This is a genomic window from Candidatus Marivariicella sp. (genome assembly GCF_983056325.1).
The window spans coordinates 1-15,947 of sequence record NZ_CEZOWA010000006.1; the positions used below are offsets into that span (position 1 = coordinate 1).

General features: G+C 28.7%; 19 protein-coding genes, 1 other RNA gene and 1 pseudogene. 13 read left to right on the forward strand and 8 right to left on the reverse strand.

All coding sequences use genetic code 11. The features are described 5' to 3' along the window. The 8 genes from AC3ATN_RS02750 to ppk1 all read left to right on the forward strand — a co-directional run. A partial coding sequence (locus tag AC3ATN_RS02750; protein ID WP_487531708.1) for a hypothetical protein occupies positions 1-318 on the forward strand: 318 nt, incomplete at its 5' end. 22 nt (positions 319-340) lie between these two features. Next, on the forward strand, positions 341-727 hold the full coding sequence (locus AC3ATN_RS02755; RefSeq protein ID WP_487531709.1) for a hypothetical protein: 387 nt from the start codon (positions 341-343) through the stop codon (positions 725-727). 275 nt (positions 728-1,002) lie between these two features. Further along, positions 1,003-1,947 (forward strand): aspartate carbamoyltransferase catalytic subunit, encoded by a 945-nt coding sequence (locus AC3ATN_RS02760; protein ID WP_487531710.1) that lies wholly within the window; start codon positions 1,003-1,005, stop codon positions 1,945-1,947. Further along, complete coding sequence (locus tag AC3ATN_RS02765) at positions 1,944-2,270, forward strand: hypothetical protein (protein WP_487531711.1); 327 nt, start codon at positions 1,944-1,946, stop codon at positions 2,268-2,270. Before AC3ATN_RS02760 ends, AC3ATN_RS02765 begins: the two co-directional genes overlap by 4 nt. A 3-nt stretch (positions 2,271-2,273) precedes the next feature. Continuing rightward, entirely contained in the window at positions 2,274-3,179 is a 906-nt protein-coding gene (locus AC3ATN_RS02770; RefSeq protein WP_487531712.1) for a ribonuclease Z, read from the forward strand. Positions 3,180-3,205: 26 nt separating this feature from the next. Then, a complete protein-coding gene (gene pdxH / locus AC3ATN_RS02775; RefSeq protein ID WP_487531713.1) occupies positions 3,206-3,850 on the forward strand; it encodes a pyridoxamine 5'-phosphate oxidase in 645 nt (214 codons plus the stop codon). A gap of 1 nt (position 3,851) precedes the next feature. Then, complete coding sequence (locus AC3ATN_RS02780; RefSeq protein ID WP_487531714.1) at positions 3,852-4,346, forward strand: SixA phosphatase family protein; 495 nt, start codon at positions 3,852-3,854, stop codon at positions 4,344-4,346. Further along, positions 4,333-6,384, forward strand: coding sequence for a polyphosphate kinase 1 (ppk1, locus tag AC3ATN_RS02785; protein WP_487531715.1), 2,052 nt, complete (start codon positions 4,333-4,335; stop codon positions 6,382-6,384). Before AC3ATN_RS02780 ends, ppk1 begins: the two co-directional genes overlap by 14 nt. A 63-nt stretch (positions 6,385-6,447) precedes the next feature. On the opposite strand, the gene AC3ATN_RS02790 is transcribed toward ppk1, so the two are convergent. Continuing rightward, the gene (locus AC3ATN_RS02790; RefSeq protein ID WP_487531716.1) at positions 6,448-6,783 is read right to left on the reverse strand and encodes a hypothetical protein; all 336 of its coding nucleotides are present in this window, start codon (positions 6,781-6,783) and stop codon (positions 6,448-6,450) included. Between the two features lie 13 nt (positions 6,784-6,796). Between AC3ATN_RS02790 and AC3ATN_RS02795 the strand changes: the two genes are divergently transcribed. Continuing rightward, entirely contained in the window at positions 6,797-6,985 is a 189-nt protein-coding gene (locus tag AC3ATN_RS02795; protein WP_487531717.1) for a hypothetical protein, read from the forward strand. 64 nt (positions 6,986-7,049) lie between these two features. Here AC3ATN_RS02795 and dnaX read toward each other — a convergent pair whose 3' ends face one another. Next, positions 7,050-8,126, reverse strand: a complete 1,077-nt coding sequence (gene dnaX / locus AC3ATN_RS02800) for a DNA polymerase III subunit gamma/tau (RefSeq protein WP_487531718.1) — start codon at positions 8,124-8,126, stop codon at positions 7,050-7,052. Positions 8,127-8,214: 88 nt separating this feature from the next. Between dnaX and rnpB the strand changes: the two genes are divergently transcribed. Beyond that, positions 8,215-8,517, forward strand: an RNA gene (gene rnpB / locus AC3ATN_RS02805) — RNase P RNA component class A. A 56-nt stretch (positions 8,518-8,573) separates the two neighbouring features. On the opposite strand, the pseudogene AC3ATN_RS02810 reads toward rnpB, so the two are convergent. From AC3ATN_RS02810 to AC3ATN_RS02820, 3 genes and pseudogenes are all read right to left on the reverse strand, one after another. Then, positions 8,574-9,044 (reverse strand): annotated as a pseudogene (locus AC3ATN_RS02810) (RsmD family RNA methyltransferase); the annotation flags it as partial. Beyond that, positions 9,019-9,795 (reverse strand): DUF3822 family protein, encoded by a 777-nt coding sequence (locus tag AC3ATN_RS02815; RefSeq protein WP_487531719.1) that lies wholly within the window; start codon positions 9,793-9,795, stop codon positions 9,019-9,021. The gene AC3ATN_RS02815 and the pseudogene AC3ATN_RS02810, both read right to left, overlap by 26 nt. Beyond that, a complete protein-coding gene (locus tag AC3ATN_RS02820) occupies positions 9,779-10,441 on the reverse strand; it encodes a hypothetical protein (RefSeq protein ID WP_487531720.1) in 663 nt (220 codons plus the stop codon). The genes AC3ATN_RS02815 and AC3ATN_RS02820 overlap by 17 nt, the downstream gene beginning before the upstream one ends. A gap of 89 nt (positions 10,442-10,530) precedes the next feature. Here AC3ATN_RS02820 and AC3ATN_RS02825 point away from each other — a divergent pair, with 89 nt between their 5' ends. The 3 genes from AC3ATN_RS02825 to AC3ATN_RS02835 all read left to right on the forward strand — a co-directional run bounded on the left by AC3ATN_RS02825 (position 10,531) and on the right by AC3ATN_RS02835 (position 13,282). Then, the gene (locus tag AC3ATN_RS02825) at positions 10,531-11,952 is read left to right on the forward strand and encodes an ATP-dependent DNA helicase (protein WP_487531721.1); all 1,422 of its coding nucleotides are present in this window, start codon (positions 10,531-10,533) and stop codon (positions 11,950-11,952) included. 48 nt (positions 11,953-12,000) lie between these two features. Next, the gene (gene kdsB / locus AC3ATN_RS02830; protein WP_487531722.1) at positions 12,001-12,738 is read left to right on the forward strand and encodes a 3-deoxy-manno-octulosonate cytidylyltransferase; all 738 of its coding nucleotides are present in this window, start codon (positions 12,001-12,003) and stop codon (positions 12,736-12,738) included. A 70-nt stretch (positions 12,739-12,808) separates the two neighbouring features. Further along, positions 12,809-13,282: a 1-acyl-sn-glycerol-3-phosphate acyltransferase gene (locus tag AC3ATN_RS02835; protein ID WP_487531723.1), complete on the forward strand. Its 474-nt coding sequence runs from the start codon at positions 12,809-12,811 to the stop codon at positions 13,280-13,282. 3 nt (positions 13,283-13,285) lie between these two features. Here the strand turns inward: AC3ATN_RS02835 and AC3ATN_RS02840 are convergent, their stop codons facing one another. From AC3ATN_RS02840 to gcvT, 3 genes are read right to left on the reverse strand one after another with little or no spacing between them, the layout of a single operon-like run. Continuing rightward, positions 13,286-13,999, reverse strand: coding sequence for a YebC/PmpR family DNA-binding transcriptional regulator (locus AC3ATN_RS02840; protein ID WP_487531724.1), 714 nt, complete (start codon positions 13,997-13,999; stop codon positions 13,286-13,288). Positions 14,000-14,036: 37 nt separating this feature from the next. Next, entirely contained in the window at positions 14,037-14,858 is an 822-nt protein-coding gene (locus AC3ATN_RS02845; protein WP_487531725.1) for a Rossmann-fold NAD(P)-binding domain-containing protein, read from the reverse strand. Positions 14,859-14,864: 6 nt separating this feature from the next. Continuing rightward, positions 14,865-15,947, reverse strand: coding sequence for a glycine cleavage system aminomethyltransferase GcvT (gene gcvT, locus AC3ATN_RS02850; RefSeq protein ID WP_487531726.1), 1,083 nt, complete (start codon positions 15,945-15,947; stop codon positions 14,865-14,867).

Here is a 15,947-nt window from a genome sequence, read left to right on the forward strand (position 1 = left end):
ATGAACCTAGCATCACACCTGTTTCAAAATGTCGAAACGCCAAAGACAAATCTGGTTTTTGAACAAAAGTTCAAAGAAGATATTTATAAAAATTTAGAAAAAAAATATCAATTGTCTGCTGAAGATCGAGCTTCAGTAGAATATTTTTTTCTAAAATCAAGTGGAGCACTTGAAATTAAACAGAATAAAAGCTCGATTCTAGATGTGCTTTTTTCGAAAGTTGAGTTTGCGAAATTACTCTTGACGGTGCCCTCGTTAAGAAAAGATTTCAATCTAATAAAGTCATTGGTTAAGCAATTTCCAATATTATACAAATAAAAACTTATAAAAGGTTACTTTAATGGCTGATTTAATAGAAAAAAACCAAAAGTTTGTGAAGCAGCTAATCATAGTGCCAGGTTACTTTAAGTCAGGCTCGACTTTGATGTATAGCTACGTGTGGCCAAAGCTTGGTTATACGATGCTACCAAAAAGGCATGCAAAATCAGATGTTGGATTGTTTATGAGACGTCTTACTGGATTAATTAGAAAAATCAAACAATCAAATAGTAGTTTAGATGTTGGTTCTGGCAGGCGGATTGACTTTGAGCTTACTCAAACTGCAAAACAGACAGATGAAATTGTCTCCCTAATACAAATGATATTTAAGTTGTCTCAGTCAAATAAGGTGGTTGCCGAACTTGGGTTTCTTAGACCTGGATTGAATGACGAGATTTTAAAACAATGACACAAGCCTTTTTAATTATTACGCTCTGAAGGAATTGATATAAAGTTTTTGTTTCATACAAGGAAGCAGTCGGACCTTGTTTTGTCTAGAGCAAAGCATGACTTTCGAAGTTTTCCTCCATTTTTAACAAACCCTCCGAGTTTAACTATTGACTCAACATACCTTAAGGCAAATTTTTCAGAAGAAAATGTTTGTAGGTGTATATATCCATTTTGCATCAGCTCTACTGTCGACAACTCAAAAAATGATTGTGTTTATATTGAAAATGAAAACTAATGGATGAACTTAGTGTAAATCATATTTTAGATATTAAAAGTTTATCTAAAAAGGACATAGATCTAATTTTTAATACAGCTAAACAGTTCAAAGAAGTAATTAATCGTCCAATTAAAAAAGTTCCTAGTCTTAGAGACTTGACAATAGCAAATTTATTTTTCGAAAATAGTACCCGAACAAGATTGTCATTTGAGTTAGCAGAAAAAAGATTGAGTGCAGATGTTATTAATTTTTCAGCCTCTCAATCGTCAACAAATAAAGGAGAAACTTTAGTTGATACAGTCAATAATATTCTTGCAATGAAGGTAGATATGATAGTGATAAGGCATCCACACCCTGGTTCCGCAGAATTTTTATCCAAAAACGTGAATTCTCAAATAATCAATGCTGGTGACGGAACTCACGAACACCCTACACAGGCTTTACTAGATTGTTTTTCGTTGAAAGATAAATTGGGCAGCTTAAAAGGAAAGCACATAGCAATAATTGGTGATATAATTCATAGTCGTGTAGCAATTTCAAATATTTTTGCTCTAAAAGCTTTAGGTGCTGAAGTTATGCTATGTGGTCCTAAGTCCTTACTTCCAAAATATGCCGAATCATTAGGAGTTCATGTTGAAACAGATTTAATTAAAGCTCTTCGTTGGTGTGATGCTGCAAATATGTTAAGGGTTCAAAACGAAAGAATGAGTGTAAATTACTTTCCGTCAATTAGAGAATATTCAAAACTTTATGGTCTTTCAGCTGAGAAATTAAAATTGATTAGAAAACCTATATTAATTTTACATCCTGGCCCTATAAATAGAGGTGTCGAAATCACTTCAGAAGTTGCAGATTCAAAAAATGCTATTATTTTAGATCAGGTAGAAAATGGAGTTGCAATAAGAATGGCTATCATATATTTATTAGCCTCAAAAATTAAAAAAACCAATAATACCAAATGACTTTTGAGCAAAATGATGGAATAATTCAAATAAAACCTGAGAATGATATTTTTATTAAATCGTTTAATTTCAATAAATTTAATAAAGAATTCAAAAATCAGGATATTATTTTGGTAATTGATTTTTTAATTGATTCTAATTGCATTAATTGTCTAAATAATTGGACAATTGAATTAAAAAAAAATAATAATTATTTATTGATAGTTGTTGACTCTAATGAAGCTCATTTATTGAAGCATAAATATTTAGCTTTTGTTCCATCCATTATAGAGGCAGTTGATTATATTCAGCTTGAAAGAATAAATAAGGATCTTAGTTTATAATATATGAACGTAACAATTTTAGGTTGTCATTCGGCCAGTCCTAGAAGTAATTCTCATACAACTTCTCAGTTGGTAGAGATAAAGGGACATTTGTTTTTAATTGATTGCGGGGAGGGGACTCAGGTTCGTCTAAGAGAAGAGAAAATAAAATTTTCTAGAATTAAAAATATTTTTATTTCCCACCTACACGGTGATCATTTTTATGGTTTAATAGGTTTGATTAATACATTTAAGCTTTTAGGTAGAAAATCAGATTTAACAATTTTTGGGCCAAAGGGTATAAAAGAAGTTATAATGCTTCAAATAAAATTATCAAACTCTTGGACAAATTTTAAACTTTTTTTCAATGAATTAAAAAATTTAAATTCTGAAATAATTTTTGACGATTCTGTTGTTCGAGTTGAAACAATTCCACTTAATCACAGGGTATACACTAATGGTTTTTTATTTAAAGAGAAAGAAGGTCTTCGGAACATAGATTTAGAAGAAGTTATAAAATATAATATACCAACTTGTGATTATGAAAATTTAAAAAACGGTAAAGATTACATAAATGAAAAAAATATAAAAATTATAAATAATAATTTAACCCTTCCTCCAGATAAACCAAGGAGTTATGCTTTTTGTAGTGATACGTCGTATTATCCTGAAATTGTGAGTCAAATAAAATATGTTGATTTATTATATCATGAGTCAACATTTTTAAATGAACACAAAGAATTAGCAATTAAAACTTTACATAGTACTGCTGAACAAGCTGGTAAAATTGCTTCACTAGCTAGAGTTGGGAAATTAATGCTGGGTCATTTTTCATCTAGATATAAGAAAAAAAACTCCTTTATTAACGAAGCAAATGCGTTCTTTGAAAATGTTATATTAGCAAAAGAAGGTAAAACTTATAAACTATGAATTAGTGTTTTTATTAACTTGCAAAAATGAAAAAAGACTTAGGACATTTAAGAAAAATTTACGAAGCGGGATCATTAGAATTGTCTTCTGTAGGTTTAGATCCTTTACTATTTTTTAAAAAATGGTTTGATCAAGCTCAATCTTCCAAAACTATAGCTGAGCCAAACGCTTTTAGTCTTTCAACAGTTAGTAAGGATGATTTTCCAAAATCAAGGATTGTATTGCTCAAATCATATGATATTTCTGGTTTTACATTTTACACTAATTATGATAGTGATAAAGGGAAAGATATTTTAAATAATCCTAAAGTTTGTATTTCTTTTTTTTGGCCCTGTTTAGAAAGACAAATAATTATTAAAGGAATAGCATCTAAAGTTGGAGAAGATATTTCTGACAAATATTTTAATTCAAGACCCCTAGGTAGTAGACTAGGAGCGATGGCATCTAATCAAAGTCGTGTAATAAAAAATCGGATTCTTTTAGAAAATAAACTTGAAAACTTAAAGAAAATTTACTTAAAAGCATCGCCAAATCGACCTAAAAACTGGGGTGGATTCAAGATTTCTCCTATTTCATTTGAGTTTTGGCAAGGAAGACCAAACAGACTTCACGATAGAATTATATTTAATAAAGTATTAAATAAATGGTCAGTAAACAGATTAGCACCCTGAAATGAAAACTCTTATTTTATTTCGTCATGCAAAATCATCGTGGAATTATCCATTAAAAGATATAGACCGTCCTTTAAAATTAAAGGGAATTAATAGAGCAATAAAAGTTTCTGAAGAAAATAAAAATTTATTTTCTCAAACTAATATTATTTTTACCAGCCCAGCAAATCGAGCTCTTCACACAGCTATTATTTTGGCAAGTGAAATTGATCTAGGATATGATAAAATCTCAATTGACAAATCTCTATATACTTTTTCATCAAGATTAGTTGAAATTGCTATGAGGTCTACCTCAGATAAATATGATTATGTTATTTTTGTAGGACATAATCCAGCATTCACTGAATTAATTAACAAAATAACTAATAAGAAAATAGATAATTTACCAACTGCATCTTGGGCAAAAATTGTTTTCAATGAAAATAAATGGTCTGAGGTGTCAGAAAATAAGGTGATATTTAGTAAAAATTTACATAATTTCTATGATGAGCTCTAAAAGATTTTTAAACCGTGAACATAGTTGGTTGGATTTTAATGAACGAGTTCTTCAAGAGGCTTCCGATTTTAGTGTCCCAATTATTGAGAGACTTAGGTTCTTGGGAATATTTTCTAACAATTTAGACGAGTTTTTTCAAGTCAGATATGCAACAGTCAAAAGAATTGCACAATCAGTAAAGAGTGGAAAAAAAGTTTTGGGTGGAACAAATGCTGATGACTTATTAGAAGAGATAACAAATCGCGTTATTAATCTTCAAGAAAAAAGTAATAAAATTTTAACCTCTATTGAAAAATCTCTCCAAAAAGAGAATATTCATTTTATCAACGAAAAAGAAGTTCTTCCTGATCAAGAACTATTTTTAAGAGACTATTTTTTAAGAAAAATTAGTCCTGCTCTTGTTACAATTGTTTTTAATGAAAATATTGATCAGGATTTTACTGATAATACTGCTTTTCTTGTAATTAAAATGGAGTTTAATTCATCTAAGAGTAATAAAAAACAATATGCTATAATCGAAATTTTAAATGATTTAGATAGATTTATTGTTATTCCTAAAATTAATGAAGTTCAATACATCATGTTGGTTGATGATTTAATTAGATATCACCTAGATAAAATATTTAGTTTTTTTAAATATGATTCAATTGAAGGTCATATGATTAAGATTACTCGTGATTCCGAACTAGATCTTGAAGGTGATGCTTCTAAAAGCTATATAGAGAAAATAACTGAAAGTGTTAAAGATAGAATGTTTAGTGAGCCTGTAAGAATGGTTTATGATAGTAATATATCTGACGACACGTTGAACTTTATAATGCGAAAACTTAAAATCAACCCTGAGGGAAGTATTATTCCAGGTGGAAGATATCATCACAGAAGAGATTATATGAAATTTCCAAGTCTAAACCGTTCTGATTTGCTATTTCCTAAACAAAACCCACTTCCACTTCCAGGATTACCATTAAGTGCAAATATTTTAGAAGGTATTTCGAAAAAGGATTACATGATTTTCACTCCATATCATCCCTTTTCATATTTGGTCAAATTTTTAAGAGAAGCTGCACTTGATCCCATGGTCCAAAAAATAAAAATTACAATTTATAGACTCTCAAAATCATCTCAAGTTATTAGTTCACTCATTAACGCTGCTAAAAACGGAAAAAAAGTATTTGTTCAAATTGAACTTCAAGCTAGATTTGATGAGAAAAATAATATTGAGTATGCAACCCGTTTAGAATCTGCTGGAATTCAAATATCTTTTGGAATACCTGGACTTAAAGTTCACTCTAAAATATGTGTGATTGAAAGACAGGAAGCGGGTAAAATTAAAAGATATGGTTTTGTAAGTACAGGTAATCTTAATGAAACTACTGCAAAAGTATATACTGACTACACCTTGTTTACATCAAATCAAAAGATTCTTAAAGAAGTAAATAAAATATTTAATTTTATTGATGTCAGCTATAAATTAAAAGCATACAAACACTTAATTGTTTCACCTCATTTTACTTTTAATGTAATTAATAAGCTAATCGATAACGAGATTTTATTACATAATCAAGGAAAAAAATCGGGTATAAAATTAAAAATTAATAATATTACTGATTATCGAATGATTGATAAGCTTTATCATGCGAGTCAACAAGGAGTTAAAATCCAAATGATTGTTCGTGGTGTATGTTGTCTCATTCCTGGAATTAAGGGTTTAAGTGAGAATATAGAAGTGATAAGTATAATTGATAGATTTTTAGAACATCCTAGAGTTATGATATTTGAAAACAATAAAAGTCCAAATATATACATATCCTCAGCAGACTTAATGACTCGTAATATGTCAGAAAGACTCGAAGTCGGATGTCCCATATATGATTTAGATATAAAAAAACATATTATTGATACTTTTGAGATAGCATGGAATGATAATGTAAAAGCAAGAATTATTAATAAGGGAAAACAAAATAATTTTAAAGAATCACAAAAAGTAAAAATTAGATCCCAGTGGGAGATTTATAAATATTTTAAATCTTTAGTCTAGAAACTAAAAATATACTATTATAATTTAAATGTTGTATTTTAAAAAATTAGATTTAGTAAATTTTCAAATATCTAAATCGAAAGCTCTTTTCAAATTTGTGATTGAAGGATTAATTGTCTTCATTTTTTCATATTTTTCCTCTGTTGTATATACATAGCTCTTATTACTTTCACTAATATTAACCATAAAATTAATTTTGTGATTATTTAATTTAGTTTTTAAATAAGGCAGCATCGATTCTAACTCTTTATTCAACTCAACTTTATTTATTGAGTTTGCAACATTAAATTTTATATTAAATCCACTTTTTATTTCTGGTAAATCCATCTTCAAGATAGCCAACATATTTTGATTACCATTAGACTCTATAATTTTTAAATAATTATTCCAGTGAATCATTAAATCATCAATTGTGAATTCATTATCAAGTATGTCTAAATTGGTTTTGATTTTATTTTTATGGATTATCTCTTTTTTTAATCTAATGCTTTTTAAAGAGAATCCAGAAACTCCGATAGATGAATTTAAATTAGAGTTGTCTGTTTTTAAAATTCCTTCCTCAGTATTAATTATGTCAACTTTAATTTTAGATTCTTTATGATTTACAGGTGATGCATTTTCTTCATTGGAACTTGTTTTTGAATAAATAAAAAATGTACTAGGAATTATACTTTTTTTTTTCCTCCATTAAAATGAAGTGATGCTAACTGCATTAAACAGAGCTCTGTATTTAGTCTTTTATTTATTGAAAACTTATGATTTACTTCTGCCTCTTTTATAATTTTGAGAGCATCTATAAGCCAATCAAGATTAAATTTTTGTGACTGATCGATATATTTATTTTTTGTTTTATCTCCAACTTCTAATAATTCAGTTGTTGAAGAGTCTTTACAAAGAACAAGCATTCTTATGTGGTTGGCAAGACCATTAATGAAGTGTAAAGTATCATAACCTTTACTTATTATGTCATTGAACTCAATAAGTATATTTGGAATCTGATTTTCCTTTATTAAGTCAGAAAGTAAAAAAAATGATTCATAATCAAGAACATTTAAATTTATAGAAACATTATCAGTCAGAAGATTGCCAGATGTAAAGCTAACCATTCTATCAAAAATTGATAGGGCATCTCGCATTGCACCATCTGCTTTTTGAGCAATTAAAATTAATGCATCCTCCTCAAAATTTATATTTTTTAATTCACAGATCTTAATTAAAAACTCTTTAATTTTATTTACCGATATCCTTTTAAAGTCATATATCTGACATCTTGAAAGGATAGTGGGTATAATTTTGTTTTTTTCAGTAGTAGCTAAAATAAAAATAGCATGTTTAGGAGGTTCTTCAAGTGTCTTTAAAAATGCATTGAACGCTGATAAGGACAACATGTGTACTTCATCAATTATATAAATTTTATAATTACCAATTTGAGGTGGTATACGTACTTGATCATTTAATTTCCTTATATCATCTACAGAATTATTTGAAGCTGCATCTAATTCAAAAATATTAAATGCAAAATCGTGTTCTGAAGTGATATTGTCTTGTTCATTAATTTTTTTAGCAAGAATCCTTGCACAAGACGTTTTACCAACTCCTCTGGGGCCACAAAATAATAATGCTTGAGGAAGTTGGTTAGATTCTATAGCATTTTCTAATGTTAATGTAATTTGTTCCTGACCAATTACTTGTTTAAAGTTCTTAGGGCGATATTTTAAAGCTGAAACAATAAATGATTCCATTGACAAATAATATTTATCAAAGATATAAATTGCCTTAATCTTCAATTTATTTTTAAATATTAATTATCAACAATGTGTACATTTGCATAAAGCAGGCTATCTTATCGCTGTATTGTATACAATAGAGAGGAAAGTCCGGACACCGTAGAGCAGTATAGCGGGTAATGCCCGTCCTTTCATTTTTTATGAAAGCGGACCAGTGCAACAGAAAGAATGTACAGTTAGGCTGTAGTGAAATCGGTAAACTCTATACGGTGTAACGCCAAGTATATCTGCAATTAAGAGTTGCTCGCTCGATGTAGAAGGGTAGGCGGCTTGAGCTAGATAGTAATATTTAGTCTAGATAAATGATAAGACTCGACAGAATCCGGCTTATCGGCCTGCTTTATTTTTAAAAAAAGAAAAGGAATTACTTCCATACTTTCTTGTCTCTATAAAACAAAATATTTCGTCTAAATTAACTTTCGAAAAGTGTTCAACTATTATTAAACCTCCTTCATTTAAAGAATTTTTTAAGAGTTTCAATACTAATTTTTCATATTCTTTTACTTCAAAAGTATAGGGGGGATCAAGAAAGACAACATCAAACCTATTTGAATTGTAACTCAAAAACTTTAACACTTCTTTTTCGATGGTTACTATACTTAAATTAAGGTTTTTAGAAATATCATTAATGAATTGAATACATTTTTTATTTTGATCGACTGATGTTACGGTTTTAACCTGTCTTGATGCGAATTCAAAACTAATACTACCTGTTCCAGAAAAAAGGTCAAGTACACTAATCTCTTCCCAATCAAAAAAATTATTCAATATATTAAAAAGTGCTTCTTTTGATCTATCTGTTGTTGGTCTTACAGGGAGGTTTTTTGGATATATTATTTTTCTTCCTTTATGAATTCCTGATATTATTCGCATTAAGTTGTATTAAAAATGGAGAAGAGCTGATAACATTTTTATTATTGCCTATAGATATAAACTCTACTTTTTCATGAAAAAGTTTAGCGCTATTATAATATTGTTCAAAAGACAAATAATTACCAAGAAAACAAATACTAAATTCATTTTCTTTTAGATTGTTTTTTTCAATAATAAAATATAAAAAGTATAAAAAACTATTAGAACCTTTAATAATGAATCTATTAACAAGTTGAAGTTGTTCTCCAAAAAATAAAAATATATCAAAAGAATATTTGTGAATGTTGATATATAATTTTTTGGATGTACTATTTTTATTCTTTCGGATTAGATAGTCATATAAAATAGTTTGGTAGTGAACTACATCCGAATTAACTAGGTAAACTTCTTTTAATAAATTTATTGATTTCGATATTTTATATATTATGGAGTTAATATGGTTTGTCGATTGGTCTGTACTAAGTGAATCTGAACTATTTAATGTGTCAAATTTTTCGTAATAATTCTTTGATAAATCCGCATCATATATTACGTGAGGGACAAATAAAGCTGGCGAATTACTAACAATTATTTGAGTACTATCTTTAATAGAATTTTTTTCTATCCAATTCTTAATATTGATTTTATTGGATGTTTCGTTTTTATCTATCTTTAAGGAGGAAAGTGATACTAAACCACAGAATGTATATTCATCCTCAGTAACAACAATTGAATATTTTTGCGAAAGAAGTTTTTTATTTTTTAGAAGCATCAAATATTGTAGGCCAGTTTCCGTTTGTACTAACATTTGTCATTGAACCTAAAACTATTTCTGGACCATTTACTCCGTCAACAGAAATTGTTTCATTTTCTTGCTTAAGAAGGTCTCTGTTTTGGTCAAAAAGCACAATATCCTTAGATACTTTTACCTCAAATACATTTACGTAATACGATATAGAACCTCCACTATTTTTCTCAATTTTATTTGCATCTATTGAAAATTGTGCATCAGTTCCTTCGATAGGTACTTTAGCCATATTGATGTAATTAGAGTTATTTTTAAATAGAGAGTCTTTAACACTTACTTTACCAAGAGTATCAATTACTACGATTTCTTTTAGCATATCAATTCTGTATGTCCTATCATATTCTAAATATGAAGAGTCTCTTTTTTCAATTAGAGTAAAAAAGCCCTCATCAATAAATTTTATTAGTGTATCAAAATTTTTAGAATATTTTCCATTAACGTCTTTATAAGCAATTTGAGCTTTTCGGATTTCTTTTAATCGATTTATCACTTTTGAATATCTTTGATCCCTTACTTTGTTAAAATCAATAGGTCCCATTATGGAATTATATATTTGGTAACTAAATAGGATTGAAAGAATCCACAGGAAAACTTGAAGTGCTATTTTCATTTTCAATTTGTTTAAACTTTAAACAAAACTACAATTTTTTTTTATTCATAAAAGAATTGCTTGTTAATTATAATGCGTAGTTTTCTAAAATGAATATATCTGAAGTTTATTCAATTTTATCAACCTCCTTCCCTCTTAAACCAACCACTAATCAAAACCTTTGGTTTAAAACAATAGCCGATTTTTTAAATTCTCCTTCAAAAGAAAATATTTTTTTGTTGAAGGGATACGCTGGAACCGGAAAATCAACTCTGATTGGTCATTTAGTTCAGTGTTTGCATAAATTTAACCTTAAAAGTGTATTAATTGCCCCAACGGGTCGTGCAGCAAAGGTTATTTCAAATTACTCAAAAAAAAATGCTTTTACAATTCATAAACAAATTTATTACACAAAAAATGAAAAGGGTAGTGGTGTGAAATTTATTCTAAAAGCTAATAAATATAAAAAAACAATTTTTATAGTTGATGAAGCTTCGATGATTGGAGACGACAAACAATATTCAAAATTATTTGAAAATGGGTCCTTATTAAACGATCTAATACAATATGTTTTCAGTGGAGATTCATGTTTTCTTATTTTAGTCGGAGATTCAGCACAATTACCTCCTGTTAACTTAGAAATAAGTCCAGCACTAAGTAAAAAGTATCTAGAGAGTAATTATAACAAAAATGTAACTGAAGTCACCTTAAATGAGGTTGTTAGACAACTTTCAGATTCTGGAATTTTGTATAACGCTACTAATTTAAGAGAGTTTATTTTTCAGGAAATATATAATAAATTCATATTTAAACTAGACGGTTTTACTGATATACACAGGGTAGAAGATGGGGAGGAACTTCTTAATATACTTGATGGATCATTTAATGAATTTGGAATCGATCAAGTTGTTTTTATTGTAAGATCTAATAAAAGAGCAAATTTATATAATCAAAACATAAGAAATAGAATTCTATTTTTAGAATCTTCGTTGTCTGTCGGTGATCAATTAATGGTTGTCAAGAATAATTATTTTTGGATAAAACATGAATCTCAGGCAGGTTTTATTGCAAACGGAGATATAATTGTTGTCAATAAGATTAGTAATATAAAAGAGCTTTATGGTTTTAGATTCGCAGAAATCACAGCCAGATTAATTGATTATCCAGAAATGGAACCTTTTGAAACTGTAATTTTAACTGACACTCTCACTTCAAATACTCCGTCTTTAACCTATGAAGAAAGTCAACTACTTTATAAATCAGTTCAAGAAGACTATAAAAATGAAAAATCATCTTACAAGAAATTCATTAAGATTAAGAAAAATCCCTTTTTTAATGCTCTTCAAGTGAAATATTCATATTCTATAACATGTCATAAATCTCAAGGAGGTCAATGGGATCGTGTTTTTGTAGAATATCCGTATTTACCTAACGGACCAAATAAAGATTTTTTTAGGTGGTTGTATACTGCAATTACTAGGGCAAAAAAAGGATTGTATTTGGTTGGTTTTCCTAAAGAGTATTTTGATTAATTAGTGGTTTGTTTTACTTTGCATCTTTGTTACATAATTAACACATAAATGAAAATTATTGCAGTTATTCCCGCAAGATATGGTTCTAAAAGATTTCCCGGAAAACTTTTAGAAAAATTAGGGGATAAAACTATTATTGAACAAACTTATCTAGCCGCACTTTCAACAAGTCTTTTTGACAATGTATATGTTGCAACCGACAATAAAAATATTTTTTCATTAATTAAAAATCTCGGTGGAAATTCAATAATGAGTATTGGAAATTTTGATTGTGGAAGTGATAGAATTGCCTCGGCTATTATTGATATGGATGTTGATATTGTTGTTAACATTCAGGGTGACGAACCCTTTATGAATAAAAATTCATTATCAGCTCTTATAAATATTTTGAAAGAAGATTTAAATAAAGAGATATCATTAGCTTCACTTATGACCAAGATAATTGATACTAATTTAATTAGTGATCCAAATACAGTAAAGGTTATAGTCGATAATCAAGATTTTGCAATATACTTTTCTCGCTTTGGTCTTCCTTTTAGAAGTGATGTTTCTAATACATCAATTAGTTATAAACACATTGGAGTATATGCATTTAGGAAAAATGCCTTAATTAATTTTTATAACTCTAAAATGACACCTCTTGAGAAGTCTGAGAAAATAGAATGTCTTCGTTATATCGAAAATGGACAAAAAATTAAAATGATTAACACAGCATATGAGGGAGTTTCGATTGACACACCTGAGGATTTAGAGTATGCAAAATCAATTTGGACTAATGATAAATAGGTTTTACAGATGGATTTATTTTAGGTTTATTAAATGGGAGTTAGTAGGCGAACTACCAAAAATTGACAAAATGATTTTACCGGTTATATCCCATACCCATTGGCATGATTTTTTAATGGGAATCTTGATCCGAAACGTAATAAATGAAGAAATAAATTTTGTTGGAAAAAAAGAAATTTTTGGACCAATAACTGGTTGGTTCTTCAGGTTGATGGGTGGAACATCTGTTGATAGGAATAGTAGTTCCAATTCAGTTCAGGCCATTGTTAAAATTTTTAAACAAAAAAAAGTATTTAGATTGGCTCTAGCTCCTGAGGGAAGCAGGAAAAAAGTAAAGGAATGGAAAACCGGCTTTTATCATATAGCCAAATCTGCTAAAGTTCCAATATGCCTTGTTGCCTTTGATTACGGAAAAAAACAAATTGTTTTTCATCCAGCATTTTACCCTTCAGATAACATAGAAAATGATATTAAATATTTGAAAGCCAAAGTAGATGGAGTAGTCGGGAAAATTCCTAAATATTCATGGGTCAACGAGAGTTGAAAATTATGAAAGATCCATCGAGTGGTATACATTTTGAACATCATCATCTTCTTCAATCTTTTCAATTAATCTCTCAACATTTTCCTGTTCCTCCAAACTTATTTTTTTTGTGGTTGTTGGGATTCTTTCAAAACCGGAAGATAAAATATCAATATTTCTATTTTCTAGTTCTTTCTGTATTATTCCATAACTTTCAAAAGGTCCATATAATAATATTCCATCTTCATCCACAAAAACTTCTTCAACTCCATGATCTATAAATTCTAATTCAAGCTCGTCAGAATTAAAAAGCTCTTTATCTAACCTGAAGCTACAGGTTCTTTCAAACATAAATTCTACTGAACCTGATGTGCTAAGACTCCCATTAGCTTTATTAAAATAACTTCTAATATTAGCAACAGTTCTATTATTGTTGTCACTAGCTGTTTCGACAAGAATAGCAACTCCGTGTGGCGCGTAACCTTCAAAAAGGATTTCTTTATAATTTCCACTATCTTTATCTGAAGCTTTTTTAATCGCTCTTTCTACATTTTCTTTGGGCATATTAGCTGATTTAGCATTTTGCATTACAGCTCTCAGTCTAGAGTTGTTTGTAGGGTCTGGTCCACCTTCTTTTACCGCCATAACAATATCTTTACCAATTCTTGTGAAAGTTTTAGCCATGGCTGACCATCTTTTCATTTTCCTTGCTTTTCTAAATTCAAAAGCTCTTCCCATTATTTTATTTTTAGTTACAAATATAAAAATAAGAACTTTATATTCTTTTGTGAATTAGTTCTAAATCATTTAAGCCTTCTTCAATATTGTAATATAAATGACTTGGTAAATTATTTTTTTTATTTAGAATAGCTAGATATGTAATTTCATTTGAAAAATAAACCCTTTTATATATTGGTTTAATAAAATATCGAGATTCAACAATTTTTTCTATTAATTCTGAGTGAGGTATTAAATCTTTAGTTCCCAAATGAAAAATTCCACTGAGATTATGATTTATTATGTAGTGTATTTGCTGAGTTAGTCTCCACAAACTACTAAAATTAATAATTGCATTAGGGTAAATCTCAATGGGTGTTCTTTTTTGGATACTAATATCAATCTCTTTAATTCTAGGGGATTTAGACCCAAAAGCCATTGCAGATCTGACAATCACATGCTTTGTAATTGGAAGCTTTAATACTAAATTTTCTAATTTAATTTGTAATCTCCCATATTTACTTTTAGATAAAGTTTTATCGTATTCATAGCTAGGATAGTTATGGAAAGCATCATAAACATTTGATCCTGAAATCAACATTAACCTACAATCATTATCGAGGCAAAATTTTATCAATATCTTTTGAACTACTAATAAATCATCACTCAAACCTTTTAAGGAGTTAATAATTAACTTGGGTTTAGATTTTTTTAAAATTGAGGTTAGTGAACTTTTCGATAAATTAAAGTAAAAAGTGTTTTTATTTGAATACTTTTCATTTTTATAAAAAGTAGAAAAAGTGTTATAATATGGTGCTAATTCTTTATACACCGCACTCCCGATTGTTCCGCTACCACCCAGTATTAATATATTCTTCACAAAATATTATTTTATAAAAGGTAACTTTTCAACTGAGGCTTTTATTTTCTTATTTCTTATTTCAATAAACAATTCTGTTCCTACAGATGAAAATTCGGAATCCACATATCCAAGCCCTATACCAACATTTAGTGATGGAGATTGGGTTCCAGAAGTAATAACTCCAATCTCATTATTTAGTATATTATAAATTTTATATCCTGATCTTGGAATACCTCTTTCGGTAGTTTTGAGACCAATTAATTTTTTTTCAGTACCCTTTAATTTTTCATATTCAAATTGTTCATTACTTATACATCCAGAAGAAGGATTTGTTATCCAACCAAGTCCAGCTGATATAGGAGAAGTTTTATCATTTATTTCATTTCCATACAAACAATAACCCATTTCTGTTCTAAGAGTATCTCGTGCTGCTAATCCAACAGGAATTATATTAAATTTCTTTCCAGTTTCAAGAATTAATTTCCATATTTCAATAGCATCCTCATTTTTACAATAAACCTCAACACCTCCTGCTCCAGTATATCCAGTAGTAGCAACTAAAACATCATTTATCCCTGCAAAATTTGTTTTGACATGACTATAATAGGATAAAGACTTTATATCAGCTTTTGATAGATATTGTGCAATTTCAATTGCCTTAGGACCTTGAATTGCAAATAAGGAAATTTGATCTGAAATATTATTTATTTTAGCTTTAAATAACTTATTCCATTTATTGATCCATTTCCAATCTTTCTCAATATTTGATGCATTTATAACTAAAAAGTATTTATTTTTTTCAACTCGATAAACAATTAAATCATCTATGACACCTCCATTCTCGTTAGGAAAAAAATTGTATTGAGCTTCTCCAATTTTAATTTTTTCAATATTATTACTGCAGATCTTTTGTAAAAGTTTTAATGAACTATGCCCTTCAACTAAAAACTCACCCATATGGGAAACATCAAATAATCCAACACTATTTCTAACTGCTAGATGTTCGTTTTTAACACCTGTATATTGGATAGGCATTTCATAACCTCCAAATGGTGCCATTTTTGCCCCCAAGTTTTTGTGAATATTATTTAAAATTGTTTTTTTCAT